This is a genomic window from Ruegeria sp. ABV4_181, assembly GCF_056158465.1.
Genome location: NZ_JBSWTI010000002.1, coordinates 40,001 through 64,992 on the forward strand (window position 1 = coordinate 40,001; position 24,992 = coordinate 64,992).

The 24,992-nt window shown below is 57.4% G+C and carries 24 protein-coding genes and 1 tRNA gene; 17 read left to right on the plus strand and 8 right to left on the minus strand.

Going from position 1 to position 24,992, the window contains the following annotated elements; translation table 11 throughout:
- The first annotated feature begins 333 nt into the window (after positions 1 to 333).
- From ACXAC3_RS00195 to ACXAC3_RS00210, 4 genes are all read left to right on the plus strand, one after another.
- Entirely contained in the window at positions 334 to 1,089 is a 756-nt protein-coding gene (locus ACXAC3_RS00195) for a 5-oxoprolinase subunit B family protein (protein ID WP_475153959.1), read from the plus strand.
- The gene (locus ACXAC3_RS00200; protein ID WP_475153962.1) at positions 1,086 to 2,084 is read left to right on the plus strand and encodes a 5-oxoprolinase subunit C family protein; all 999 of its coding nucleotides are present in this window, start codon (positions 1,086 to 1,088) and stop codon (positions 2,082 to 2,084) included. The genes ACXAC3_RS00195 and ACXAC3_RS00200 overlap by 4 nt, the downstream gene beginning before the upstream one ends.
- Before the next feature lie 12 nt (positions 2,085 to 2,096).
- Positions 2,097 to 2,858 (plus strand): LamB/YcsF family protein, encoded by a 762-nt coding sequence (locus ACXAC3_RS00205; RefSeq protein ID WP_475153965.1) that lies wholly within the window; start codon positions 2,097 to 2,099, stop codon positions 2,856 to 2,858.
- A gap of 151 nt (positions 2,859 to 3,009) precedes the next feature.
- Positions 3,010 to 4,257: a hypothetical protein gene (locus ACXAC3_RS00210; RefSeq protein ID WP_475153970.1), complete on the plus strand. Its 1,248-nt coding sequence runs from the start codon at positions 3,010 to 3,012 to the stop codon at positions 4,255 to 4,257.
- Between the two features lie 59 nt (positions 4,258 to 4,316).
- Here ACXAC3_RS00210 and ACXAC3_RS00215 read toward each other — a convergent pair whose 3' ends face one another.
- Positions 4,317 to 5,699 (minus strand): D-alanyl-D-alanine carboxypeptidase family protein, encoded by a 1,383-nt coding sequence (locus ACXAC3_RS00215; RefSeq protein ID WP_475153974.1) that lies wholly within the window; start codon positions 5,697 to 5,699, stop codon positions 4,317 to 4,319.
- Between the two features lie 280 nt (positions 5,700 to 5,979).
- The gene (locus ACXAC3_RS00220) at positions 5,980 to 6,681 is read right to left on the minus strand and encodes an HAD family hydrolase (RefSeq protein ID WP_475153978.1); all 702 of its coding nucleotides are present in this window, start codon (positions 6,679 to 6,681) and stop codon (positions 5,980 to 5,982) included.
- Between the two features lie 93 nt (positions 6,682 to 6,774).
- Here ACXAC3_RS00220 and clpS point away from each other — a divergent pair, with 93 nt between their 5' ends.
- Genes clpS through hemF form a run of 4 tightly spaced genes read left to right on the plus strand, consistent with a single transcriptional unit; the run spans position 6,775 to position 9,838 of the window.
- Entirely contained in the window at positions 6,775 to 7,116 is a 342-nt protein-coding gene (gene clpS, locus ACXAC3_RS00225; protein ID WP_475153982.1) for an ATP-dependent Clp protease adapter ClpS, read from the plus strand.
- A 28-nt stretch (positions 7,117 to 7,144) separates the two neighbouring features.
- Entirely contained in the window at positions 7,145 to 8,110 is a 966-nt protein-coding gene (locus ACXAC3_RS00230) for a class I SAM-dependent methyltransferase (protein ID WP_475153986.1), read from the plus strand.
- A gap of 37 nt (positions 8,111 to 8,147) precedes the next feature.
- Positions 8,148 to 8,948: an SDR family NAD(P)-dependent oxidoreductase gene (locus ACXAC3_RS00235; protein WP_475153988.1), complete on the plus strand. Its 801-nt coding sequence runs from the start codon at positions 8,148 to 8,150 to the stop codon at positions 8,946 to 8,948.
- Between the two features lie 5 nt (positions 8,949 to 8,953).
- A complete protein-coding gene (gene hemF / locus ACXAC3_RS00240; RefSeq protein ID WP_475153993.1) occupies positions 8,954 to 9,838 on the plus strand; it encodes an oxygen-dependent coproporphyrinogen oxidase in 885 nt (294 codons plus the stop codon).
- A gap of 7 nt (positions 9,839 to 9,845) precedes the next feature.
- Here hemF and ACXAC3_RS00245 read toward each other — a convergent pair whose 3' ends face one another.
- A complete protein-coding gene (locus ACXAC3_RS00245; protein ID WP_475153998.1) occupies positions 9,846 to 10,253 on the minus strand; it encodes a hypothetical protein in 408 nt (135 codons plus the stop codon).
- 188 nt (positions 10,254 to 10,441) lie between these two features.
- On the opposite strand from ACXAC3_RS00245, the gene ACXAC3_RS00250 reads away from it, so the two are divergent.
- Together ACXAC3_RS00250 and ACXAC3_RS00255 are read left to right on the plus strand one after the other, a co-directional pair.
- Positions 10,442 to 10,954 (plus strand): toxin-activating lysine-acyltransferase, encoded by a 513-nt coding sequence (locus tag ACXAC3_RS00250; protein ID WP_475154002.1) that lies wholly within the window; start codon positions 10,442 to 10,444, stop codon positions 10,952 to 10,954.
- Between the two features lies 1 nt (position 10,955).
- Positions 10,956 to 11,864 carry a Hint domain-containing protein gene (locus ACXAC3_RS00255; RefSeq protein WP_475154006.1) on the plus strand — a complete coding sequence of 303 codons (909 nt, stop codon included), beginning with the start codon at positions 10,956 to 10,958 and terminating at the stop codon, positions 11,862 to 11,864.
- On the opposite strand, the gene modC is transcribed toward ACXAC3_RS00255, so the two are convergent.
- From modC to modA, 3 genes are read right to left on the minus strand one after another with little or no spacing between them, the layout of a single operon-like run.
- Complete coding sequence (gene modC / locus ACXAC3_RS00260) at positions 11,861 to 12,958, minus strand: molybdenum ABC transporter ATP-binding protein (RefSeq protein ID WP_475154012.1); 1,098 nt, start codon at positions 12,956 to 12,958, stop codon at positions 11,861 to 11,863. The two genes, ACXAC3_RS00255 and modC, sit on opposite strands and share 4 nt — an antisense overlap.
- The gene (modB, locus tag ACXAC3_RS00265) at positions 12,955 to 13,647 is read right to left on the minus strand and encodes a molybdate ABC transporter permease subunit (protein ID WP_475154017.1); all 693 of its coding nucleotides are present in this window, start codon (positions 13,645 to 13,647) and stop codon (positions 12,955 to 12,957) included. The genes modC and modB overlap by 4 nt, the downstream gene beginning before the upstream one ends.
- A 4-nt stretch (positions 13,648 to 13,651) precedes the next feature.
- Positions 13,652 to 14,431 (minus strand): molybdate ABC transporter substrate-binding protein, encoded by a 780-nt coding sequence (modA, locus tag ACXAC3_RS00270; protein WP_475154021.1) that lies wholly within the window; start codon positions 14,429 to 14,431, stop codon positions 13,652 to 13,654.
- Between the two features lie 229 nt (positions 14,432 to 14,660).
- On the opposite strand from modA, the gene ACXAC3_RS00275 reads away from it, so the two are divergent.
- The 6 genes from ACXAC3_RS00275 to ACXAC3_RS00300 all read left to right on the plus strand — a co-directional run bounded on the left by ACXAC3_RS00275 (position 14,661) and on the right by ACXAC3_RS00300 (position 19,920).
- The gene (locus ACXAC3_RS00275) at positions 14,661 to 15,914 is read left to right on the plus strand and encodes an aminotransferase class V-fold PLP-dependent enzyme (protein ID WP_475154023.1); all 1,254 of its coding nucleotides are present in this window, start codon (positions 14,661 to 14,663) and stop codon (positions 15,912 to 15,914) included.
- A 73-nt stretch (positions 15,915 to 15,987) separates the two neighbouring features.
- A tRNA-Val gene (locus ACXAC3_RS00280) sits at positions 15,988 to 16,063 on the plus strand.
- An 89-nt stretch (positions 16,064 to 16,152) separates the two neighbouring features.
- Positions 16,153 to 17,724, plus strand: a complete 1,572-nt coding sequence (locus ACXAC3_RS00285) for a DUF6538 domain-containing protein (RefSeq protein WP_475154025.1) — start codon at positions 16,153 to 16,155, stop codon at positions 17,722 to 17,724.
- Between the two features lie 130 nt (positions 17,725 to 17,854).
- Positions 17,855 to 18,256 (plus strand): helix-turn-helix domain-containing protein, encoded by a 402-nt coding sequence (locus ACXAC3_RS00290; protein WP_475154030.1) that lies wholly within the window; start codon positions 17,855 to 17,857, stop codon positions 18,254 to 18,256.
- 1,005 nt (positions 18,257 to 19,261) lie between these two features.
- Positions 19,262 to 19,489: a hypothetical protein gene (locus ACXAC3_RS00295; RefSeq protein ID WP_475154037.1), complete on the plus strand. Its 228-nt coding sequence runs from the start codon at positions 19,262 to 19,264 to the stop codon at positions 19,487 to 19,489.
- Positions 19,489 to 19,920, plus strand: coding sequence for a type II toxin-antitoxin system death-on-curing family toxin (locus ACXAC3_RS00300; protein ID WP_475154041.1), 432 nt, complete (start codon positions 19,489 to 19,491; stop codon positions 19,918 to 19,920). Before ACXAC3_RS00295 ends, ACXAC3_RS00300 begins: the two co-directional genes overlap by 1 nt.
- 1,044 nt (positions 19,921 to 20,964) lie before the next feature.
- Here ACXAC3_RS00300 and ACXAC3_RS00305 read toward each other — a convergent pair.
- Both ACXAC3_RS00305 and ACXAC3_RS00310 read right to left on the minus strand, forming a co-directional pair.
- On the minus strand, positions 20,965 to 22,179 hold the full coding sequence (locus ACXAC3_RS00305; protein WP_475154045.1) for a hypothetical protein: 1,215 nt from the start codon (positions 22,177 to 22,179) through the stop codon (positions 20,965 to 20,967).
- Between the two features lie 439 nt (positions 22,180 to 22,618).
- Positions 22,619 to 24,244, minus strand: a complete 1,626-nt coding sequence (locus ACXAC3_RS00310; protein WP_475154050.1) for a GIY-YIG nuclease family protein — start codon at positions 24,242 to 24,244, stop codon at positions 22,619 to 22,621.
- A 190-nt stretch (positions 24,245 to 24,434) separates the two neighbouring features.
- Between ACXAC3_RS00310 and ACXAC3_RS00315 the strand changes: the two genes are divergently transcribed.
- Positions 24,435 to 24,971 (plus strand): uracil-DNA glycosylase family protein, encoded by a 537-nt coding sequence (locus tag ACXAC3_RS00315; protein ID WP_475154055.1) that lies wholly within the window; start codon positions 24,435 to 24,437, stop codon positions 24,969 to 24,971.
- Positions 24,972 to 24,992: the final 21 nt, after the last annotated feature.

Below are 24,992 nucleotides of genomic sequence, written 5' to 3' on the forward strand. Positions count from 1 at the left end.
GCGATTTTTTTGCTTTTTCTTGTTTTTCTATTTTTTGTCAGTGAGTTACCATCCTCTCTGACCCTCCCAAAATGCTGTCTACATGCCGAAGCGGCGTTCCGGACATTCTGGTAGCATCAGATCCGATGCACACTGACCCCATATATAGTGCGTCTGTCATATACGCCTACAAGACCAAACCGAGTCGGACGCCCCGGCCGGTTCAGTATTAGCCCGGTTTTCGCGCCTCGCCCTACGCGTCAGGCATCAAATTCGGCACTAACCGAATCCCGGGCCTTGCGCATTAACCCTTAATACGGTCAGGTCAGCAGAAAGATACGCCCGCACTGTGACATGAACTTAACGCACGCTGACCCTTTCCCTTGCATCCGAACGGTTGGCCTGGACGGCCTGTTGATCTCGTTTGCCGACACGATGGCGGAACCCTCGAACCGGGCGGCTCTGGCATTTCGCAATGCAATCGACTCACTAAAGTGGAAGGGTGTGATCGAGACGTCCGCCTCGCTGGCCTCTGCCTATGTGCGGTTCGACCCCCTGAGCCTGCCTCATGCCGAACTTCATGCACGGATTGAACAGGTGCTGCGGCAACAGAACTGGTATCAAACGCCACTGCCGGGCGGGCGCAGACTGTGGCGGGTGCCAACTGTATATGGGGGCGTTCTTGCCCCGCAACTGGATGAGGCGGCCTCCTCGGCGGGGCTGACCACTGACGACGCAATACGGCGCCTGAGCGAAACGCGCGTTCGGGTTCTGACCATCGGCTTTGCCCCGGGGCAGCCCTATCTCGGGCCGTTGGGACCCGAGTTCAATATTCCGCGCCTTAGTGAACTTACACCGATGGTGCCGGAGGGCGCGTTGGTTCTGGCCATTTCTCAGTTTGTGCTGTTTTCGGGCCCGACCCCGACCGGATGGCGTCATGTCGGTCAGACGGCTTTTCGCTGTTTCCGGCCGGAAGCCCGGCAAAGCTTTGCGCTGCGCCCCGGCGATGAAATGCAGTTTCTGCCGGTCTCGGAAAAGGAACTGGAGGAAATCCGTGCGACCGCCACCGATGGTTCGGGCGGAGCGACCTGCGAGGAGATCCCGGGATGAGCCTGCGCGTGATCAGTATCGGCCCTGCCTGCACAATACAGGATCATGGTCGCAGCGGGTATCTGGATCAGGGTCTGTCGCGATCGGGCGCTGCGGATCAGCTGGCCCTGCATGAAGGCGCGGCCCTGTTAGGGCAGAGCCCGGATTGCGCGGCATTGGAAATGGCGGGCATGGGCGGTGTATTCGAAGCCACGCAACCCGTACGCATTGCCCTGACGGGTGCCCCGATGCAGGCCAGCGTCGACAATGTTCCTGTGGTCTGGAATGCCTCTCATTCCCTTATGACCGGGCAACAGCTGTCCATCGGGGCGGTCAAGCAGGGGAATTACGGTTACCTGCATCTTGGTGGCGGGATCGAAACGCCAATGGTGCTGGGATCTCGCTCGGCCCATCTGACTGCGAATGTCGGGCGCGCGGTGCAAGCCGGGGATATATTGCCGTCCGCGCCCGACACGGGTGATGCCGGCGCGAAACTGCGCCCTGATGAGCGGTTTGCCGGAGGAACCTTGCGCGTGGTGACCAGCTTTCAGTCCGCACTGTTCGATCAGGACACGCTGGACCGCTTTGGCCAAACCGAATTTCGCCGCGGCGCGCGGGCCAACCGGATGGGAATGCAGTTGGACAGCGACGGAGAAGGGTTCGCCGCCAAAAGGCAGCTGAACATTCTGTCCGAAGTCATAACGCCCGGTGACATTCAGATGACCGGCACCGGAAACCCCTTTATCCTGCTGCCCGAATGCCAAACCACCGGAGGCTACCCCCGCATCGCCACTGTCCTGCCTTGCGACTTGCCGCGCGCGGCACAGACCCCGGCAGGCGGGTTGGTTCGGTTTTTGTTCGTGACGATGAAAGAGGCCATCGCCCTGCAGGCTGCCTTTGTGGCGGACCTGTCGCGGATGCGGTCCCGGGTGGAACCACTGGTGCGCGACCCGCATGACATCCCGGACCTGTTGTCCTACCAATTGATCGGCGGAATGATCTCTGCCACTGACTAAGGAGTGCTGCCAATGCCCAGCGTCGATCTGAATGCCGATATGGGGGAAAGCTTTGGTCCCTGGAAGATGGGCGACGATGACAGCCTGCTGAAGATCATCACCTCGGCCAATATCGCCTGCGGCTTTCACGCAGGTGACCCGGATGTGATGGCGCAGACGATGGCTCTGGCTGCTGAAAACGGCGTCGGCATCGGTGCGCATCCCGGCTTTCCCGACCTGCAGGGTTTTGGCCGTCGCAACATGAAGGTGCCGCACGCGACCCTACGCAATCTGGTGCGCTATCAGCTGGGCGCGGCAATAGGGATGGCCAAGGCGGTTGGCGCGCAAGTGCGGCATCTGAAACTACATGGCGCGCTGGCCAATATGTGTTCGGTCGATATCGACATGGCGCGGGCCTGCTATCAGGGCGCGCTGGATGTGGACCCCGACATCATCATCATGGTTCTGGCGGTCACCAAACAGGAAGAGGCCGTACGCGAGCTGGGCTGCAAATGGGTCGGCGAGATTTTTGCGGATCGTGCCTATAATGATGACGGCACACTTGTAGATCGCAGCCTGCCCGGAGCCGTCATCCATGACCCGGACATTGCCGGCCCCCGTATTCTGAACATGGTCCGCGAAGGGGCCATCATCACCGAATCCGGCAAGCGGCTGGAGACCTCGATTGACACGATCTGCCTGCATGGTGACGGACCAACGGCGGTTCAGATCGCCCGGTCGGTGCGCCAAAACCTGATAGACGGCGGTGTCGAGGTGACAAAATTCATCCGATAGCCATCCCGGCGTAAGGTCAGCGGCCCACTTTCTTACTGTTGCCCGCGCGGATTTCAGTCCCTAGCATGCCGGCAAGTGCATGTTCTGAATACTACAAATCCAGGCAGCGCCGCGCCTGATCGCAATCGGGTGCACGCAAGGAGGTAAGTTAATGTCTTTCGATCTGATGTCTTATGAACCCCGGGGCGACAAGAAAAACTCGGACTTTTTCAATGAATACCTGCCGATGATTTACGAACGGCGTGACATTTCCGGCATTGCCGATCAGGTCGGCGCGATGCGGGCAATCGTTCTTCAGGTGGAAACCACCGCGCTGTTCGACACCCTGATCGAACTCTATGTCATGACCCCCTATCGCCACACGGCCACGTATCTGGGGCAAACCCACAAATTTTCGATCCTGCATTCACATCCGGACTATCCCGCGCTGATCGTTATGGCCCCGCTGAGCTCCGGCTTCGAAGACTTCATACCGCGCATCAACCGGATGTACCCGCTGGCCCGCAGCACTCCGCAAACCCGCTATGTCGGCGAGATTTACGGTGCGACGGAACTCAAAACCCTCTGCAAGACGCTCGAAGATCAGAACATCCGGTTCGAATACAGCGGTGACACCGAAAACCCGTTCTACACGCTGGATGGATTCTGCTTTACAACGCCGTCCGATTTCACCTGCAACCGGGTCGGTTATTCCACGCTGGATTTCAACGACCCCGACAGTCTGGGCCTTGGTGATCGGGTCTTGCTTAACGATGCGGAACAGGCGCAGCTGGAACAGGCCGCCGCGTTTGGCGCCGACAGCAAGATCGCGCCACTGATGCTGGGCATCGATCACCTTGCCACCCGCGTCCTGGCCGGCGAGCGCGAGGACGCAATCCTCGAGTTCCTGACCATGGTGCCCTATTACTTCTGGGGGGCGTACAACATCTTCGACATGAACTCGTCGACCAATGTAAACCGCAACGCCAATGTGGATGACGACAAGAAATCGCCAGCCAAGGTTTTCACAGCCAACAACACGCCTTCTTTTGTGAATTCATTCGCCAAGCTGCCGATGCCGACCGAGGATTTCGTACGCAATTTCGGTCGCCGCCTGCACCACATGGCGGTTGAAATTCAGGATGGCGATCACAACGCGGGCGAAAAGAACGTGGATTTCGTGGTCAACACGCTGAAAGACAAGGGCGTGCCGTTCCTGGCCCATGTGGTGGGCGAGTGCAAAGACGATCCGAACCTGAAACAGATCTTCTCGAAACACTCAAAGAACACGCTGCTGATCACGGAATATATCGAGCGCTGCCACCACTATGACGGGTTCTTTACCAAGGACAATGTAGCGGCCTTGACGGCCGCCGCCGGGCAGGATGAACAATACCAGCACGGCCACGTCTTCGACTGACAAAAAAGGCTGCGGGTGACCCCGCAGCCAAATCCAGCCAGGAGAGAGCATGTCGGGTCTTATGACGGCCCGATCATGAAACATGTGACGTTCCGGGCCTGCAATCTGCGGCAGGCCAGATCGGCCTGTTCGCGGGTCATGCCCTGAAACGTCGCATCAAAGCCGCGCGAGCTTTGGTTCACCTTGCGCAGCGTGCCTTCCAGAGTGGTCATTTCCGACAGGGCGGTTTTCAGCAAAACCTTTTCCGCCTCGTATCGGGTGGTATAGCGGCCGACATTGACGCCCCACAGATGCCCGCCGGATGTGGACAGCCGGGTGACGATTTCCTGCTCTGGCTCGGGTTGTACGGCCGGATCGGTCGAGGCCAGAACAAGATCCCCGGGACGAGCGGCAGGCCGCGTCGTATCGTCGGTGGGTGTCTGGATATCCGCCGCGGCAATTGCGGCTGCAATTCCATCCTGAATACGCGCACCGTTCTTGGCGGCGGTTTCGGCAACAGTGCCCGCGACTTGCACCGCGGCACCCGGCCCCGGACGCAGCACCGGACGCAGGCTGGATTTCGGCGCAACGGTCAGAGCGGCAATCGTGGCGCCCAGCCCGGAATTTCCGGCATAGGCCGGGCGGGCTGGTTTGCGGATCGGTGCCCGCGAGGGGGCACGACGAAAGCCCATATCCAGCAGCTCGGCCACGCGTGCATTGCGCGACGCGCCGGACTTGCCACCAAAGACCGTGGCAATGATGCGTTCGTCCTTGCGCTTGGCGGACGCAACCAGGTTGAAACCAGCCGCACGGGTGTATCCCGTCTTGATCCCGTCCGCCCCTTTGTAGGCAGCCAACAGGCGACGGTTCGTGTTGGGAACCGTCTTGATCCCCGCATGCGTCGACTGGCGCGAGAACAGGTTGTAGTACTGCGGATAATCATACAGCAGATGACGGCCCAGCGTGGTCATGTCCCGCGCGGTCGACAGGTGACCCGATTCCGTCAGCCCGTGCGCGTTCTTGAAGGTCGTCCGGCTCATGCCCATGGCCTTGGCGGTGCGTGTCATGCGACGGGCAAACGCCGCCTCGGACCCGCTGATCGCGATTCCGATTGCAGTGGCGGCATCATTGGCCGATTTTACCGCCGCCGCCCGGATCAGATAACGGAATGCAATCCTTTGGCCGGATCGCAACCCCAGTTTTGACGGCGGCTCGGAGGCGGCCTTTTTGGTGATGCGCACCTGAGTATCCAGGTCGATCTCTCCGTTCCTCACCGCTTCGAACGCAATATAGAGCGTCATCATCTTGGTCAGCGAAGCCGGGTGCAGCCTGGTGTCGGCATTGCGCGAATGCAGCACTTCACCGGTGCGGGCGTCGATCACCATCGCCGCATACGGTGCCGCGACCCCTTGCACAGGCGCAAAGGAAAGCAGCCATATCAACGCCATAAGGATTAAGCCCATCCGGGCTGGAACTTTCCGCCGAACCTGCACGATCTTTGCCTCTGTCTACCTCAGGCCGCCGGGTTTTCCCGGTCGGCAACCATTTATTTTATTATCTGTCAGGCTAGCACAGCGCCCCTTTGAAATAAACCGAAAGCTCGTGTTTTTGCGGTTTCGTTATCACCTTGACCCACCACAATATATTGTTCGCTCCAGCGCGGCGGCCACTAAATGCGCAATACTGGCAAGACTGTGTCGTCGAATCTGCGCGAAATTCCGGGACTGCGGCCAATTGGCAACATCAACTCAGCGCGCGGACAAGATCCGAAAGCCCGCTCAGATCCCTCAGCTCTTTGTAACGCGGGTTATCCACAGGGGTTTCCGCGTGTTCGACTTCCCAGACCAGCCCATGCGGCACATAAACACCCCAGCACCCGGCCCGAATCGGCGCGACCACATCCGAGCGCATCGAATTTCCCACCATCATCGCATGTGCGGGCCCCTGACCATGGCTGGCAAATATCTCACGATAGGTTTCCGGCGACTTTTCCGACACGATCTCGACCGCATCGAACAGCTCTCCCAGCCCTGATTGCGCCAGCTTCCGCTCCTGATCGATCAGGTCGCCCTTGGTGATCAGTACCACCTGATGAGTTGCCGCCACGCTTTCGATCGCCTCGCGCGCATGGGGCAGCAACTCGATCGGATGGGCCAGCATTTCCTGCCCGGCCTCGATCAGCCGTCGAATAACAGCGGCTGGAACGCGGTCCTCTGTCACCTCGATCGCGGTTTCGATCATCGACAGGGTAAAACCTTTGATTCCGTAGCCGTAATGCCGGATGTTGCGTTTTTCAGCGGCCAGCAGACGTTCCAGCAGGTGGTCCCGGTCGGCGTGATCGGCCAGCAATTCGGTGAAATAGGTCTGGGTCAGCTGAAAAAACCGCTCGTTATGCCACAGGGTATCGTCCGCATCGAAGCCGATTGTGGTAAGATTTTGGTCCATGTCGAATACGTCCTGCTGGCTCTTTTCTCCGGCCCTAGTGACGTTATATAACCGCACAAACAAACCGAAGCCTGAATCGGATAGTAGAACGCGATGCTGGAACACCAATGGATGATGTCTGACGAGCCGGACGACGACCCCGAGTCGTCCGTTCTGGTACAGACGCGCCCCAAGACCAAGCGTCCGCCGCTGTACAAGGTTCTGCTGCTGAACGACGACTACACGCCGATGGAGTTCGTCGTGCATGTGCTGGAGCGGTTCTTTGGCATGACCCACGCGCAGGCGTTCGAGATCATGCTGACTGTCCACAAGAAAGGCGTGGCCGTGGTCGGTGTCTTCAGCCACGAGATTGCCGAGACCAAGGTGGGCCAGGTCATGGATTTCGCCCGCAGGCATCAGCATCCCCTGCAATGCACTATGGAACGGGAAGAGTAAGGCCGCGCCGCTCTGACCGAAAACGCTTATGTCCCCTCGCCTTGATCTTGCCCTGCAAAGCGGCCTGACGTTGTCGCAACCGCTGACGGTTATGGGGCCGACGATGGCCGATGACTTGTCAGCTCTGCCTCACGAGACACAGGTGGTGCAGCCGTTCAAACCGTTCCACGATCACTTTGCCAATCAGGGTTTCGATGTTGTTCCCGAGTCTCAGGATGCCTGCCAGGACGCCATCGTGTTCCTGCCCCGCGCAAAGGCTCTGGCCCGCAGTCTGGTGTATCAAGCCTGCAGCCGCGCCAGCGGTGTGGTTGTGGTGGACGGCGCAAAAACCGATGGCGTGGACAGCGTGCTTAAGGACATCCGCAAGCGCGTTGCAGTCGAGGGGCCGATTTCCAAGGCTCATGGCAAGATATTTTGGTTTCAGTCCGATCGCGCTGCGTTTTCCGACTGGGCCGCGCCCGCAAGTCAGAAGGTGGACGGGTATCTGACCGCGCCCGGTGTGTTTTCCGCGGACGGAATCGATCCTGCCTCTGCCCTGTTGCTTGGTGCGTTGCCGGGCAAGATTGGCCCGCGGGTCGCTGATTTAGGGGCCGGATGGGGGTTTCTGTCCGCGGGGCTTATGCAGACCACGGGGCTGAAATCCATCCATCTGGTCGAGGCGGACCATATCGCGCTGACCTGCGCCCGCGCGAACGTGACCGAACCCCGTGCCCTGTTCCACTGGGCCGATGCCGTCACATGGCGGGCGCCCGACCCTGTTGATACGGTCGTGATGAACCCGCCGTTCCACACATCGCGCAGCGCCGATTCCGCATTGGGGCAAGGCTTTATCGCGTCGGCGGCCAGAAACCTGACCCGACAGGGTGACCTTTGGATGGTTGCCAACCGCCACCTGCCCTATGAGTCCACGCTTGCAGAGACCTTCGCGCGCGTGGAAGAGGTGGCCGGCGACAATCGTTTCAAGGTGTTTCACGCCTCTCGCCCTCGGCGATGATCCCGGTTAACCTGCGCCGCAATTCAGGAGGAAGTGCATGTCCTTTTCCATAGCTGGCAAGACCGCAATCGTGACAGGGGGCGCCAGTGGCGTCGGTCTGGCCATCGGGCGGCACTTTGCCGACGCGGGTGCCAATGTGATGTTCGCCGATATGGACGAAAAGCGGCTGGCCGAGGAACTGGGCGAGCAGGCCGATGACAGCAACATCCGCTTCTTTGCCGGCGATCTGCGGGAAAAGCTGACAATCGCCAACCTGCTGTCGGCCACCATCGACGCCTTCGAACAGATCGACATCCTGATCAACGGCTCGCGCCAGGTGATCCCGTCCGATCCTCTGGATACCGAGGATGACTCGGTCCGCACCCTGCTGAACCAGAACCTGATGCCCGCCCTGCGGCTGAGCCAGCTGGTCGCCAAACGGATGATCAAGCAGACAGGCGATGATGACGAGGACCCGGCCGGGTCGATCATCAACCTGTCTTCGATTGCCGCGCGGCGCACGCATCCCGATCTGATGGCCTATTCGGTGTCGACGGCGGCGCTGGATCAGATGACGCGTTCACTGGCCGTTGCCTTTGCCCCCCATCGTATCCGGGTGAATTCCATTGCGCTTGGATCGGTGATGAGTGCATCCCTGCAATCGACACTGAAGGAAAACCGGAGCTTCCGCGACGACATCGAGAAACACACGCCTCTGGCCCGGATTGCCGCGCCTTCTGAGCTGACCGAAACCGCGCAGTATCTGGCTTCGGATGCGGCCGGGTTCATCACCGGACAAATCCTGACCATTGATGGCGGCCGCACCCTGCTGGACCCCGTCGCAGCCCCGGCCCACTGACCCTCATGTTCGATACAGAAAAATCCACCGCATCCGCCTGGTTCCGCCAGTTGCGCGACGACATCGTCGCGGCGTTTGAATCCCTCGAAGACAGCCACACCACCGGACCTTTCGCAGAAGCCAGCCCGGGACGGTTCGAGATCAAGGAAACCAAGCGCCGGTCCGAGGACGGCACGGATGCGGGCGGTGGGCTGATGTCGGTGATGCGCGGCGGTCGGGTGTTCGAGAAGGTCGGCGTCAATGTCTCGACCGTATACGGTACGCTGGGCGCACGCGCGCAACAGGCCATGGCCGCGCGCAAAGGGATTCCGGGCATGACCGAAGACCCCAGATTCTGGGCTTCGGGCATCTCGCTGGTCGCGCATATGCAAAACCCACACGTCCCGGCGGTTCATATGAACACCCGCATGTTCTGGACACCCCATGCCTGGTGGTTCGGTGGCGGTTCGGACCTGAACCCCTGCATCGAATACGAAGACGACACGGCCCATTTTCACGCCACCCAGAAATCCCATCTAGACCCGCACGGACCCGGGCACTATCCGCGACTAAAGGATTGGGCGGACGAGTATTTCTATATCCCCCACCGCAAGCGCGCGCGCGGAGTCGGCGGGATATTCATGGATGACTATTGTACCGGCGACTGGGCCCGGGATTTCGCGTTGACGCAGGATATCGGCCGGGCATTTCTGCCCGCATTTCTGCCGCTGGTCGAAAAGCGCCGGGTGCAGGCGTTCAGCGATGATGACAAGAACACCCAACTTGTACATCGCGGCCTTTATGCCGAATACAACCTCGTTTATGACCGGGGCACCAAGTTCGGGCTGGAAACCGGTCACGACCCGGACGCGGTCCTGATGAGCCTGCCGCCGATGGCAAAATGGGACTGAGCCGCCCTCAGAACCCGAAATCCATGAAATTGTCAAAGCAGTAGCCCTGCGCGGAACCGGCGGTCATGTTCTCGCCGACGCGCTTGACGGTGACGGAATAGCCCGGCGTGGTGTCTACGCCTTCGGGCGCGGTCAGGGAAAACTGCACCGTCCGCGTTTGCTTCTCATACGCCTTGGTGATGTAGATGCGCTGTGTCGCCTGCGTGCGCAGGGTGCGGATGGCAAAGTCACCGATACCACACCAATAGGCGACCGCAGCCGAGGTACCGCTGGTGGACACCTGATAAATACCGCCGTTCAGCGGGGTGACCGTTGTGCGAAATGCAGGGTTCAGGCCAATGCCGAACCCGACGGCCTGCGCCAATCCGGGCAACACAACCAGTGCGAGTGCGCCCCACAACCTCCAGTACCGCATGGCAATAAATCCCTAAAAACAAACCAAACCTGACAAGGATCATAGTCGTCGTGCCGAACGAGTAAAGTTCGCGTCCCGTGACGTTGGGCTGCAACCCGGCTCGCCATAGGGGAAACCGAGGCCAAAACAGTATCATTTCAAAACTTTAGAGGTTAGAATCCGGATGTCAGAATTGAACGGGGTTTGTATTGAGCAAGGCATTCCCAAAAGACTGGTTCGACTTCCCGCCCGACAAATATGCGGATTTCGGCGCGATGTTCTATCTTGCCTCGCTGACCCGGACGCACCGGGACCGCAGTCTGGGGCAGGTCCTGTACGCGTTTGAAACTCCGTTCCGGCTGGGACAGTATCACATCTTTCGCCAGAACGGCTTTCCCCGCGGCTTTGTGACATTTGCGGGCCTCAGCGCCGAGGCGGAACACCGGTATGCGGTGCAGGAAACACCGCTGACCGACACGGATTTCACCAGCGGATCATCATTCTGGATCGTGGATCTGGTTGCCCCTTTCGGTCAGACCAACCAGATCGTGGAACTTCTGAAGAACCAGATCCCGCATCCCCGCGTGCGAACAAACCGCATGGATAGCGACATGACCCGAAACCGGATCGTGGAATGGACCCGCGACGATGCGGGCGATGTGCACATGCGCTTGTACCGCAAACAGGAATTCGAACTGGCCCTGCAGAAGGAGGGTATGTGACATGGCATCTATCGCGGGCGACACAACAGGTCTGGTCACCGGCAACCCGCCGAATATGGCGACCGGCGATCTGGACGTCGATACACCGGGCACGATCACGTCGCAGACCTGGGTTATTTCGTCCCCGCCGGCCTTCGGCACCGCCTCTGTCGATCCAAATACCGGCGAATGGACCTATACCGTCGACCCGGTTTTCTTCGACAGCCTCGACAGCGGAGATATCGCCATTGACACGTTCACGGTTCAGGTCACCGGAACGGTTGCCTTTCCCTTCGGCACGCTGCCTTTCAACCTCTCTCAGCCCGTCACCATCACCATCGAAGGGGTCTGTTTTACAGCCGGCACTCTGATTGACACGGACAACGGCGCGCGGCCAATCGAGACGCTGGCCGCGGGCGACAATGTCCACACGCAGGATCACGGCCCGCAGCCGATCCGGTGGATTGAAAGCAGCGCCCTGCCGCCGGATCGGTTACGGGACAATCCGGCCATGCGTCCCGTCAGGATCAGTGCCGGCAGTCTGGGTTTCAATACGCCCGCTCGCGATCTGCTGGTCTCTCAACAGCACCGAATTCTGGTCCGGGGTCCCAAAGTCGAACTTTTGTTCGGCGCGCGCGAGGCCCTTGTCGCAGCCAAACACCTGTGTTCGTGGCCGGGCATCGATATTGAGATGTCGGATGAACCGGTGGAGTATTTTCATATTCTGCTCGACAACCACGAAATCCTGACGGCCGAAGGCGCACCGGCAGAGAGCTTGTTTCTGGGCGAGGAATCCCTCTACACCCTGTCTTCGGACGCATTGCAGGAACTGGCCGCGATATTCCCCGACACCGCCACGCCAACAGGGGCGGGGTTCGGTCGTGCCGCCCGGATGATCCTGCGCGAATTCGAAGCCCGCGCTCTGGTTTAGGGCGCGTTCACACGCCCACCGACATCCTGCGGCGCCAGCGCGACTGTTTTGATCACTGCAAAACAGGGTTTGCCCGGCTCCAATTCCAGCGCCGCAACCGAGCGGCGGGTGACGCGGGCCAGAACCGACCCTGCGGGGGTTTTCACCGAGACGATGGCCCCGGGGCCTTCGCCCGCGCGGATCGTTTCCACGGTGCCCCCCAACATGTTCAGGGCAGAAAGGCCCTCGGGCCTTTTGCTCGACAGGATGACCTCCTGCGCGGGAATACGGATCCGAAGATCCTCACCGATCTGATGCGGCACCCTCGGCAGGAACAGGCTTTCGCCGCCGGCATCCAGTTCGGTCAACCCGTCGGCGTGATGCTTGCGGACCCGGACCTGCAACACCGCACCTACTGCCCGCACACCGGCGGGGGCCACCGACGGGTCGGCCATCACCTCGGATGCCGGTCCGTGCCGCACCACTTTACCGTCCTGCAGCGCAACAACTGACGTCGCCAACCGGGCGACCTCGGCGGCGGAGTGGGTGACGTACAGAATGGGGACCGAGACCTCATCCCGCAGCCGTTCGAAATAGGGCAGGATTTCAGCCTTGCGGGCGTCGTCCAGCGCCGCCAGCGGCTCGTCCGCCAGGATCAGGCGCGGGCTGGCCAGAAGCGCCCGACCAATGGCCACGCGTTGTTTCTCGCCCCCCGAAAGCCCGGCCGGGCGACGGTCCAGCAGGTGGCCGATACCCAACATATCAATCACCTTGTCGGGGTTTTCGCGGCGCGCGCCTTTGGGGGCGAACCAGCGCCCATAGGAGAGATTTTGGCGAACCGTCAGATGCGGAAACAGGCGGCCTTCCTGAAAAATGTACCCAAGCCGCCGCCGATGGGGCGGCAGCCACAGGTTTTCCTCGGTATCGAACAGCTTCCAGTCGTTTACGGCCACACGCCCGGATGTGGGTCGCAACAGCCCGGCTACCGCGTTGACCACCGTGGTTTTGCCGGACCCCGACCGCCCGAACAGAACCGTGACCCCTGCCGGAGCCTCAAAGCTGAGGTCCAGCGTCATATCGGGCAAATCGTGCCGCAGGTGGACGGACAGGCTCATGATCCGGCCACCCGCGCGGCGGCGCGCCGACCGACGTATTCCGACAGCAACAACGCCCCCATGGCGATCACGATTGAAATCACCACTAGTCGGGTTGCCGCGCCTTCGCCCCCCGGCACCTGCAGGAATGCGTAGACCGCCGAGGGCAGCGTTTGCGTCTGTCCCGGTATGTTCGACACAAATGTGATGGTTGCACCGAACTCGCCCATCGCTTTGGCAAAGGCGAGGATGGACCCGGCGATCACGCCCGGCAGGATCATCGGCAGGGTTATGGTTGCAAACACAAACGGTCGCGATGCCCCAAGTGTCGCGCCAGCCTGTTCCAGTTTGGGGTCCACGGCCTCAATCGACAGGCGGATGGCGCGCACCATCAGCGGGAAGGCCATGATCCCCGCCGCCAGCGCCGCGCCCGTCCAGCGAAAGGCCACGACGATGCCGAATTCGGCCAGCAACCTGCCCAGCGGCCCCTGAATGCCAAAGGTCAGCAACAGCAGATATCCGGTCACAACCGGGGGCAGGATCAGCGGCAAATGCACCAGCCCGTTCAAAAGCTGACGACCGGGAAATCGCCAGCGTGCCAGCGCGTAAGCGACGAAAATTCCAAAGGGCAGCGCCACCAATGTCGCCCAGAACGACACGCGCAGGGACAGCCTCAGCGCTTCCAGTTCCGCTGGTCCCAGCCAACCCACCCGGTTAGCTGCCCGGCAGGGTAAAACCCTGCTCTGCAAACACGGACCGGGCCACTTCCGACTGAAGATAATCCAGAAACTCTGATGCCCCGGCGGCGGCGGCACCTGTCACCGCGGCCGGATAGACAATTGGCGGATGCAGATCAGAAGGGAATGCGGCGACGACCTTCACTCTGTTTTCCGCCATCGCGTCAGACCGGTACACGACCCCCAATGGGGCTGCTCCGGTGGCAACCAGAGCCAGAGCCGCGCGCACATTGTCGGTTTGCGCGACGTGATCCTTTACATCGCCCCAAAGCCCCAGGTTTTGTAGTGCAGCCTTGCCATAAATTCCCGCCGGAACGGCATCGACCAGAGCCATCGCCAGATGGCCGCCAACCAGCAACCCCGGCAGATCGACATCCGCACGCATGTCTCCGATGTCCGGCTGATCCACCGCACCAATCAGAACCAGCCCGTTTCCCAGCAGATCAACGCGCGACGCAGGATCAACCAATCCACGCTCTTGAAGGAAATCCATCCAGTCCGCATTGGCCGAAATGAACAGATCCGCAGGCGCGCCCAACTGAATCTGTCGCGCCAAAACCGATGAGGCCGCAAAGGATACGGTGACGTCATGCCCCGTCTGCTGCTCGAACACCGGCGCGATTTCATCCAGCGCATTTTTCAGGCTGGCAGCGGCAAACACCAAAATCCCGTCCGCTCCGGCCCGGATCGGAGCCAGCGTCAAAACACCCAGAGCCAGAGCCGCGATCAGAAATCGGCGGACAGGGGACAGGATCATATGTACTCCCGCCTGGAAGATTACAGTCCTTCCGGGGATATCTGAGGCAACGGGGCACGCGCAAGCGCCTTTCCCGTATCCCGCAGGCACAGCATACGGAAAAGGCACGACATTAACCCGGTTCACGATCATTTCCGTCAGTTCAGCCTTCGCCCGTGTCGCAAACGACATTGATCCCGTTTGTCATCGCGTGGATGCTGCCCGTGACCCAGGAAGCAGGACGCTGACAATGCTGCAAAACACACCCGGCCTGATCGACGCCATCCGCGCCCGGTTTGCCCATGTCGACGCCTGCCCGTTTCAGGGACCCCGCATTTTCTTCGAAAACGCAGGCGGCGCGCTGACGTTGAATTCCGTCATCGAAACCTCGGCAAAGTTTGCAGCCATCCCTGACAATCAGGGGCGCGATAATGTTGCCAGCCATGCCCTTGTCGACATCATCAACACATCAAAGGCCGATCTGTCCGTTTTCATGAATGCCTCGGCCGGTCAGTTTTTTGTCGGCGAAAGCGGGACCGAACTGTTGTTCCGAATGATCCGAACCGCCTGTGTGAACGCGCCCAGGGGCCGCAAAGTCATCGGCAGTTCGATCGAGCACCCGGCCAGCCGCAGCGCCGCGCGCCGTTGGGCCGGTATCGCCGGGCTGGTTTATGTCAACGTTCCACATGATGACGAAACCGGTCTGGTCACCGCCGAAGACTATCGTGCCGCCATGACGCCGGATGTATGTGTCGCCACGATCCTGCACGCTTCCCCGGTAACCGGGATGGGCATGGATGTCACTGCCATTGCGCAGGCCATTCGCGCGGTTTCGCCCGACTGTTTCATCATCGTCGACGGCATCCAGCACGCAGCCCATGGGCAGGTGGATATCGACAGCTATGACATCGATGGCTATGCAATCTCACCTTACAAGGTGTTTTCGCGTCACGGCTATGGCATCGCCTGGATTTCCGACCGCCTGACCGCCCTACCCCATGATCAATTGATCGATGCACCCGCAGACGGGTGGGAATTCGGCACCCGCGACACCGGCTCATACGCCACAATGTCGGATGTGGTGCGCTATTTCGACTGGCTTGGCACGCAAGTATCTGACGCGTCCGACCGGCGGGCCCGAATCGAAGCCGCAGGCCGCGCAATTCACGCCTATGAAACTCACCTGACCAACGCGATGATCAACGGCACCGGCAATCTGCCCGGCCTGCGGGACATGGACCACGTGCGCATTCTGGCCGGGGCCGACAACCCGGCGCGTGAGGGGCTGGTGTCCGTGGTTCTGCGCGATGTCCCTTCAGCCGAAGTCGTCACCAGGCTGAACGAACAGGGCATCCGCACCCATATCCGAAAAGCCGACCATTACAGCGGCAATGTGCTGACCCCGCTGGGCCTGAGCGACTGCATCCGGATTTCGCTGTGCCACTACAATACCGAGCAGGAAGTGGCCCAGTTGCTGGCCGCACTGAACGAGATGGTAAACTGATCCGCCTTCAGGCAAAGAAATTCTTCCGGACCCTCTTGCGCCCGCGCGCAGGCTTGGCTACATGCACCGTCACGGGTGATTAGCTCAGTTGGTAGAGCGCTTCGTTTACACCGAAGATGTCGGGAGTTCGAGTCTCTCATCACCCACCATTCTAACCTTTTGAAACAAAAGAAAACCCTTGCAAACAGGGCGTTATGTCCGTTTGAAGGTTACAACTTTGGTTACAAAAGGTGTTTCCATGGCAGGTAAGATTCGTCACCTCGTCAACCGTTCCGGGCGGTATCATGCACGTGTTGTGGTTCCGAAAGACCTGCGCGGAATCATCGGGAAGACCGAGCTGCGCATCGCTCTGGGTGGTGACTACCGCGAAGCGCTCAAACTTTTGCCGGGCGCAGTTACGCAGATTCAGCATCAGATCGCGGTGGCAGAGCAAAAGGCGAACCCAAACCGACCACCAAACGCCCCTGCCCGCTTCCCTCTAACACCGAGTCAGATCGCACACAGCCACTATCACCAGCGCATGGCCTTTGATGATCAACTCAGAAATGATCCACGCTATTCTGCTGTCGGCATTGATGACCTACTGGTTGACCGCCTGCGCGCTGCCATAGCCGGGAATGCCAATGACGCTGAACTAGGCGAACTGGTCGGCGCACAGATTGAACGCTTCCGGGCTGCTGGCAATGTGGATGCGGCACCGGGTAGCACCGAATGGCGAGCGATAGCCCGTGCCCTTCGCCAAGCAGAGCTTGAAGCCCTTGCGCGCTCCCTAGAGCGCGATGAAGGGGATTTTACAGGCACACCCACAGCGCCAATCATTGTGAACGCACAGCCCCCGGAAAACGCCCCTACGCCGGTCAGCATCAAACAGCTCTGGAAAGACTACGTTGCGCACCGCCAGCAAGCCGGGTTCATGCGGTCTGGCACAGGTCGACAACAGCCGGTCATCGATAAGTTGGTCAAATACCTAAAGCACAACGACGCAACACGAGTAACAAAGAAAAACCTGCTGGCGTGGCGTGATCACCTGATGCGTGACTTGTCGGCCAAGACGGTTAGCGATGTGTATCTCTCAACCATCCGGTCACTATTTTCGTGGGCAGTCGAGAATGAATTCCTGAATGAGAATCCGGCAGCCAACGTGCGGCAGGCAAAACCTAAGAAACAGCACGCTCGGGAACGTGGATATGTAGATCCCGAGGCAAACAAGGTCTTGAATGCAAGCCGATCCTACCAACCCAACGAAGATGAGCGCGGCTATATCAGAGAGAAATCACATCTGGTTGCCGCCAAACGATGGGCACCAATAATATGCGCCTTCACTGGTGCGCGCGTCTCAGAGATTACTCAGCTCCGCAAAGAAGACGTGCGCAAGATCGATGAGCATTGGGTTATTCGGATTACGCCCGACGCCGGTTCGGTTAAGACAGGTGGATATCGTGACGCTCCGCTGCATCCCCAAATCATAAGCGAGGGCTTCATTGACTTTGTCGAAGTCGCGAAGCCCGGCCCAATGTTCCACGGCGGCACGAGACAAGAGGACTATTCACGCAAGGCGAAGCGTATCGCAAATCAGATTGCAGCATGGCTTAGCAAGTCCGGGCTGGCGCCAGAAGGATTGCTGCCCAATCATGCGTGGCGGCACCGGTTCAAAACGCAGTGCCGCGAACTCGGCATCTCAGATCGCGTTGTCGATGCCATCCAAGGGCATGCCGGAAAGACAGCCGGCGACGACTATGGCCTTGTAACTCTAACAGCTAAGATCAATGCGATAGAACAGTTGCCTTGGTATGAACTGGGTGGGAACTAGGGTTCGCAAATTTTCAAACTTGCCCCTACTGGAAGTTTTTTTACTGCTTCTCCCGCCGCGCATTCCCATCCAGATCATCGCTATACCAAAGACATGCAGCGTGTGTTGCGACACTTTCTAGAGAGTAGCGATGACTAAAAAACCGTATGAAGATTCCCGGATGGCGACGTATGTAAAACGGAGGGTGCTCGAACAGAAACCTACTAAAAGCCAAGCCAAGATCGCGGCGCAGGTAGGATACGTCAACCCGAACATGATCACGATGATCAAGCAGGGTAGTTCCAAGGTGGCATTGGATCGCGTCCCGGCTTTGGCGAAAGCTCTAGAATGCGATGCCGCCTACCTTATGCGCCTCGCAATTGAGCAGTCGATCGGCCCGGCTGCAGCCGAGGCAGTTGTCGAGGTGTTCGGAGAACCCGTCACGTCGAATGAGCTTGGTTGGCTTAATGCAATTCGCAAGGCTTCCAACAACACCGATCCTAGGCTGACCAGCCGGTCAGAGACGGCGATCAAGACCATCTTTGGGAGGTAGCTGCCATGTATGACCGGAAAGACGACCTGACATTGAATGAGCGCGCCTGGTTGCAGTTCCTCCGTGACGTAAGCAACGGAAGCGATCCTGAAGCTACGTTGCGGCGGGTGCAGCTTCTACGTCACCTCTGTGTAGTTCGCAGAGCTATGAAGTAGTCAGCATCGGTCCTGCGGTGAGGAATGGCTGGTTCGTCCTACCTCGCCGGATCCCGCAACAACGTCAAAAGGTTGCATAAGGTTGACAAAGGTTTACATGGCGCCGGCCGGGATCGACGGAATGTAAACCTTTCACCCCTCAAAACGACCGATTTCGGGCCAAAAGGTTTACACTAAGTTTACCTTAAGTTGACAGATTTCGGCTCAAAACCAGTTTTTCAGACCAAAATGTAAACCTTTGAACCTAACAAACCCATTAAACAAAGGTTCTCAGAAAACACATATCCGAAGACAGGCCAGAAAAGCTCATCAGAGAGCGAAACACAGGCCAGCTAGCACCAGACACACAAACAAACACGGAGGTAGCTCAGGCCAGCTTATAGAGCTCCTGAGACAAAACCTCATAGAGAGCAAACACACAGGTCTAGGCCAGCAAAGCTGTTGAGCATCTCCGGAGATCAAATACCGACGATTACACATAGAGCGGTAATAGATGCACCTAGAGAGAAACACCCTAAGAGAACGGACACACGTAAGAACGCCCTAGAGAGAGAAAGTCCCTATAGAGAGCGTCAATGCCTAGAGAGAAGAGGTGCGCGTGTTTAGAGGGGTAAACGTAGGGAGGAGTGCTGAGGGACGCCGCCCTATCCACATCGATCTTTGACCAGTGAGTTTCGAAGCTCCGCAGGTAACTATCTGTGTGATATGTAGAATTTACGGAGGCGGAAACCGGGTAGCATGCTTCAGGCCCAAAAAGCTAAAATGACACAAAGAGGGGCAACGTGCCCCTCTTTTCATTGAATAGTAACCCGAAGTGCCCTATTTTGAGACTGCAAGAGGGAGAATTTCAATGTCGGGTAAGTATGGCCAGGTAAAAAGTCAGGTCATCAAACGCCGGAGTGCCACTGGTGTGTTTGTCTCTGGCCGCAACGTCAAAAGCACGGCCGGAGAGTTTCGGACCGTTACCCTCAACGGCGTGAAGAAGCCGCTTACCGCCGAGGAGCGCAAAGCCCTGATCCGTGAAACCGCTTCAGAGGTAGAAAAGCGCTTCAAGGGGTCCATGAGAATCCTCGCCTAGTGTCCTTCGAACTGCCGGAAGGCCTGGACGGGATATTCTTCCCGAACCTTGAACATGTAATCTTGATCCATGACGAGTTTGCCCTGCTGACCGGTGGCCTGCCGGGCATGCTTAAGGTTGATGACCTGGCGGGTGCCGTTGGGCGCCCGGTTCAGGCTGCTCATTACGACCTGGATGCGGATTTCATCAAGATCGCCGCCTATTACTGGCATGGCATCTCGATCAGCCACGGATTCTCCGATGGCAACAAGCGAACCGGGCTGATCACGGCGATCACGTTCCTCAATATCAACGGGTTTGACGTGGAGGCAGACGAGAGCGAGTTGGGTGTCATTGTCGAGGATTGGATGGACAGGGGCATATTCACGCTCGACCGACTCGATGCGCTCCTGCGCGAGCGCACCTATGTCCTGCCTCAAGTGCTGGAGTAGCTGCACTCTATGAAGGCGTAATAGGCGTCGTTAGTATTGTAGTGTAGCCAACTGGAGGCATTCTTATGCCTCATTAAATTGACACATCCGACCCGTTGGAAATACTCTAAACAGCACCGGATTGGCTCTAGGAGGAGAACGTGAAGAAGGAATGCAGTGCTCCCTCGAGCGAAGAATTATCTGCGATGCTTCGCGAATCTCTGGTTCAATCCATAGAACGCTCCAAACAACCAGCCTGGCGCATTGTGCTGATGCCAATGCTTTTGGGAGTATCATTCACCCTCGCGATTATGATCTTGGTTGCATGGCTCGTAAAATCCGGATTGCTCTGAACAAATTGAAGAATTGCCAGTCGTGACTGAATCGAACTACACGCCTGTCGCAAAACTACTGATTTAATTCAAATAGTTAATTCTCCACACGGAATTGCTGAGTAGCCCGGCATATACCTTCGCCGACTTCCCAGGTTGTAGATGAAGTCCTAGAAAAATCCTCCAGATGCGAACAGGATGCATTCTGGTGCCGTCGCGTTGCGGCGGTTTGAACCTGCTACTAGATGCGTCAAGGCAGTTTGCTTGGCCAGAAGGTAAACCGATTGGAAGTCACTGATAAAAAAGTAGTAATCAGCAACAACTGAATCCATCTGGAAGATGTTCTGTCGCAGACATAGGGCCGGCTCGCGCAATTAGGCGAGGAATGGCCCGGCACCTCGCTCTAGCCCGTCCGCCAGATCCCTCAAAATCGAAGTCCTAGGTTTCCCCAAGCATGATTAAGGGGATGGGTTCTGGCTCCGCAGCATCCGGGTGTTCCAAACCTCCTCTAGATTCAGGGACACTTTCAGCGAGCAAACTAGACGTGCAAATCTGTTGTTCAGGGTCTCATTCGCAGTCTTAAGCATAGCCGTGCTTCTGGGGCCTGTGCTGATCTGAACTTCCAAGCAGGAACTGGATTTGCTTGTCCGAGTTATAGTGTGCTTCGATAATCCCGTTCCATCGAAGCACACTTCTTTATGGAAGTGTTTGCACTCGTGTCACAGAGCGAGGGTTATGCTGCCTTAGGTGATACCTTCCTGCCGAGAAATTCCGGATAGCGTTCGCGTAAATGCCTAACGGCCCGAGACGCCTTGGCATTCAAATAGTGCCATTGAGACAGGCCTTGGGGCTGACCCTTTTCGGGGATAAACTTAATGCTAAGCATGTCCAATTCCTGAAGCGCTTCGAAAACTGCTATCGGAAATTGTCTGTCCTTCTTTTCACCTGCGATACGCCAAGGTTCTCGCACATACTCGGGGCTGTTGACTAGTATCTCACGCACCTGGTTATCACCTGCAATCGGTGTTCCAATCAGCAAGCCCATCCCAAGCGTGCGGCGAGCTCGTGAACTGTCCGTCAGGCGAACAATCTCATTCAAGATCGGCGAGGTTAGCTGTGTTAACTCCATGCTGAATCTAGAGTCTGCCTCATTCCATGAAGCCGTTTGGACATCCTCTACGATCCACTGCAATGGAGGAGCGCGTTCAATTAGAGGTAACCAAACCGGACAATTAATCGTTTTATCGTAGATCTTTTGCTCTCCCGCACCATAGATGCGGTATCGCCAACCTGCGAAAATAGAAAAAGAAAGATACGCGACACCTTGGCGCTTGCGTGCGCGGTTTGCCAAAAAGTGGGCGATCGCACCGAACTCCGATGTTGGATCGCCTGCAATACCTAATGTTCCCGTTACGGCTGCATCGGTATGTTCTAAAACTTTAGCGCCCGGGATGAAATCAGTTGCAACATGTTCAACTTTTGGCATGAAATTTGCATTGGCTTCAATGCGATAGATGACTTCTTCAATGCCACGTTTTCCAAGTGCAGAGTTCGTGGGATGGAATTTGGATGCAATCCGCTGGACAAGCTCGTCACGCTCCTCGTCAAACTGCGAAAGCCTGAATGGGACGAACCCGGTTCCAATTACAATGTGCTCCGCCAGAGTATATACCAAGTCTGAGTGGATACCCCAGTTGTTGGTTTCTTTTCCCGTTAGTTCGCGCAGCCTGTTGGTGAAGCTACCAATATCAAAAGTGCCGTAACCATAGAACTTGTTGGCATCAATGCCGACTTTTAACGCCGCATCAGATTTGTATCCGAACCCGGCAGCTATCGCCTGCGAGATATGACTGCTTCTAAAGCCACTGTTTGTTGTTCTAAGCTGATTGCGTAACAAGCTTCGTTTGATGCCTGCGACAGACTCATGCGAGCATGGTAGGATGAACATTACCAATCTCCTAGTAAATCGGGAATTGTTCGTCGATTACACGCACCCGGACAGAGAATGGGATGTGCTCATTTTGATATAAAAACCAACTGTTTGAGTCGACGATAGCTCAAGCCGTTTGCGCTCACTCCATCGATATCGTGGCGTCAAAGAAGATGTCAAGGTCAGTGCCTTCAAAACGTTAGGTTTTTGGGGGGGGAGTGCTTCACTATGCCATCTGTGACCAAGTCACACGCGGCATGAAATCTTAGCTAGTCAGGGATAAGCGAAGTCCTAGAAAAACCTTCAGATACGTTGGGGATGCGTTCTGGTGCCGCCATGTCCGGGTGGGTGGAACCTCCCATCCTTTACGGCGCGCGTTTGCCTGGACGCTCTAGACACACGCGACCGACAAATACCTCGTGCAATTTTCTATGACGGGAAGCGAAGTGACGTGAGTTTACATCGAAGCCCACCTGAACGTCGGAACGCCCCGCCTTATCCGGTCCCGAGCCTTATCCTCTGATACTCCATATCTCTCCGCTAGAATCTTAGATGCAGCAGTCATGCTCCTGAAACTCTCTCCTTCGAACTCGAAATTCTCGCCTTTCCTAGAGGTCGCTCCAAGCGGAGCCGTCAACGCTTCTTCCACGGACATGCCCCGCTTGAGCCGAAATTCGAATGTCCCCTTGCCGATACCATAGTCTCGACAGGCTGCCGTTCGGCTTAGATACCAATTTCCAAAAACCGAAAGTCCCTTTCCGTGAACGCTGTTCACTCTGTCTTGCGGAGTCCCCCAAGCAAAGTTTTTTGGCCCCCAAGGCAAATCAGGGTCCGGCCGGTAGAAGTCCAGTTTCTCCTTGCCGTCTGCCGCGGTATCCCGTTTCCAAACATCGTAGCTTGCCTCCCAATCCGGCATCATTGATCCGGTTGCGCCTTCTCGAACACGCTTGCAGAGACCAAGCCATTTTCGATAAAGGATGGAGCCGGCCTCTGAATGCTTGCTGTGTAGTCTGGCCTTATCAGGCAGTGGCACACCGGCCGTCAAACGCGTCAGAATGACGTGTTCCGCCAGACCAGTCTCGTCTGCAATATCACGCGCTGCGGCCGCACGGGACTGATAGGCTTTACCATTGTGCCAAGTCTCACATCCCTCGACGCGGCCGATGCTACCGCCCTTGGCGATATTGAAGCCCGCCGGATATTCCGTTCCGAGTTCTCTGATCCAAAAGCGTTCGCGTTCACCCAATTCTGAGCCAGACATCACACGCTCCTCGATCACATCCATACGAAAGTCTTCTTGGCCAGTCTTGCGCATTTCTCTATGTAGGGGGGCTTTGCCGTCGTTTTCAAAAGCGTCTGCCAAGTGGTCCCGCCAGCGTGTCCGTTCCCCGCGAACACTGATTCCGACATAGCGCAGTCCGCTTGAAACCTGGGTGATCACGTAAACAATGCTATAAGTTCCGTCCCTTTCGATCGGAGGCCTACTTAAAGCATCATCAATGTCCCAACTTCGCTTCAATCGCGCTTGGATTGCAGCCCGGTCACTGTAGCGCCCAATCTGTTTCAGGAAAGATGTCACTGAACTGTAGTCGCCACGCGCCAATGGATAGAGATCGCCGTCATAGTTGAAACCTCTCCGACGCCCTCCGCCATAGTGGGTGATCCAATCCTTAGTCGACATAGTCGCGGCATCCTGGAGCAATTTACCCGTGAGATCGCCACGCTTAACGATCCGCTGACGGAAGGTAGACCAGGAGACTACCTTTTCGGGTAACTCCGCAAAAACCAGGCCGAGATCGGTCGCTTTACCTTCGATAGTCACCCAAGTGCGGCGAATACCATACTTCGATTTGAATTCCTCCGTGCTGGAGTAGAGCGCTTCGTCGAGCCAATGGTCTTCATAGCTGACGTGGTGCTTAAGGCCGCAGCGCAGCCTTCCTGATAGTGTGTTTCGGCTTACAGTCGGGGGTGGAGTTACCTCTCGAAAAAACTCCATAAACGATCTGTAGTTGCGACCCTTAAATGGGATTGGAAGCGGAAGGAGCGAATTATGAGCGGCTTTATTCCGGTGGAGATAGACCATGAATAGCACGAGGCTCCTTTAAACCTTCAATCCAACCGCCGAAGGGTGGTTAGAAAATCGCATCTTCGGTTTGATATTTCATAAACATACTTAGTTTTCGGGGTAGCAGTAGGCTGGTTGTTCTGAAACATGTTGCTGTATAGATGCGCTAGAATTTTGATTTCTGGCGTGTTCTGAGGAGAGATCGACCATGTGCCAGCAAACTGCGGACTTTCGTATGGGTGCCGACTGCCGCGACATTCTTCTCGTGGGAGCTTGCCCCGGTGAGGCCGAAGAGCGACTGGGAAGGCCATTCATTGGCGATGCTGGTCAAAACTTGCGCACCATGATCATTGCTCTACATGAGCGAGATCCAGTTATTTTTCCCTCCGCAGACCTGGACGATTATAGCATGCTCAACGCTCATCCGCTGCCGCGCTACAGCGACCGAGATGGGTTTGACGGTAAAACAGAACCGAGTGAGGAAGAGGTTTTGGCTCCAGAAAATATCGAAAGACTTAGAGAGCATATCGCACGCGTCAGCCCCAGGATTGTGCTATATCTGGGCAAAACAGCTAAGTATATTGATCCGATAATCAGAGACACTGCTCCCCGGGCAGAAGTTTTAATGACTGGCCATCCTTCGAGATCAGCTTGGAACACACGGCAAGAATACCAAGGCCTGCCTGCAAACGAAAAACTCAACAGGTGGGCCATCGACAAACTGGTCGAAATCTGCCCTCCATAACGTGCTCAACAACGGAATACC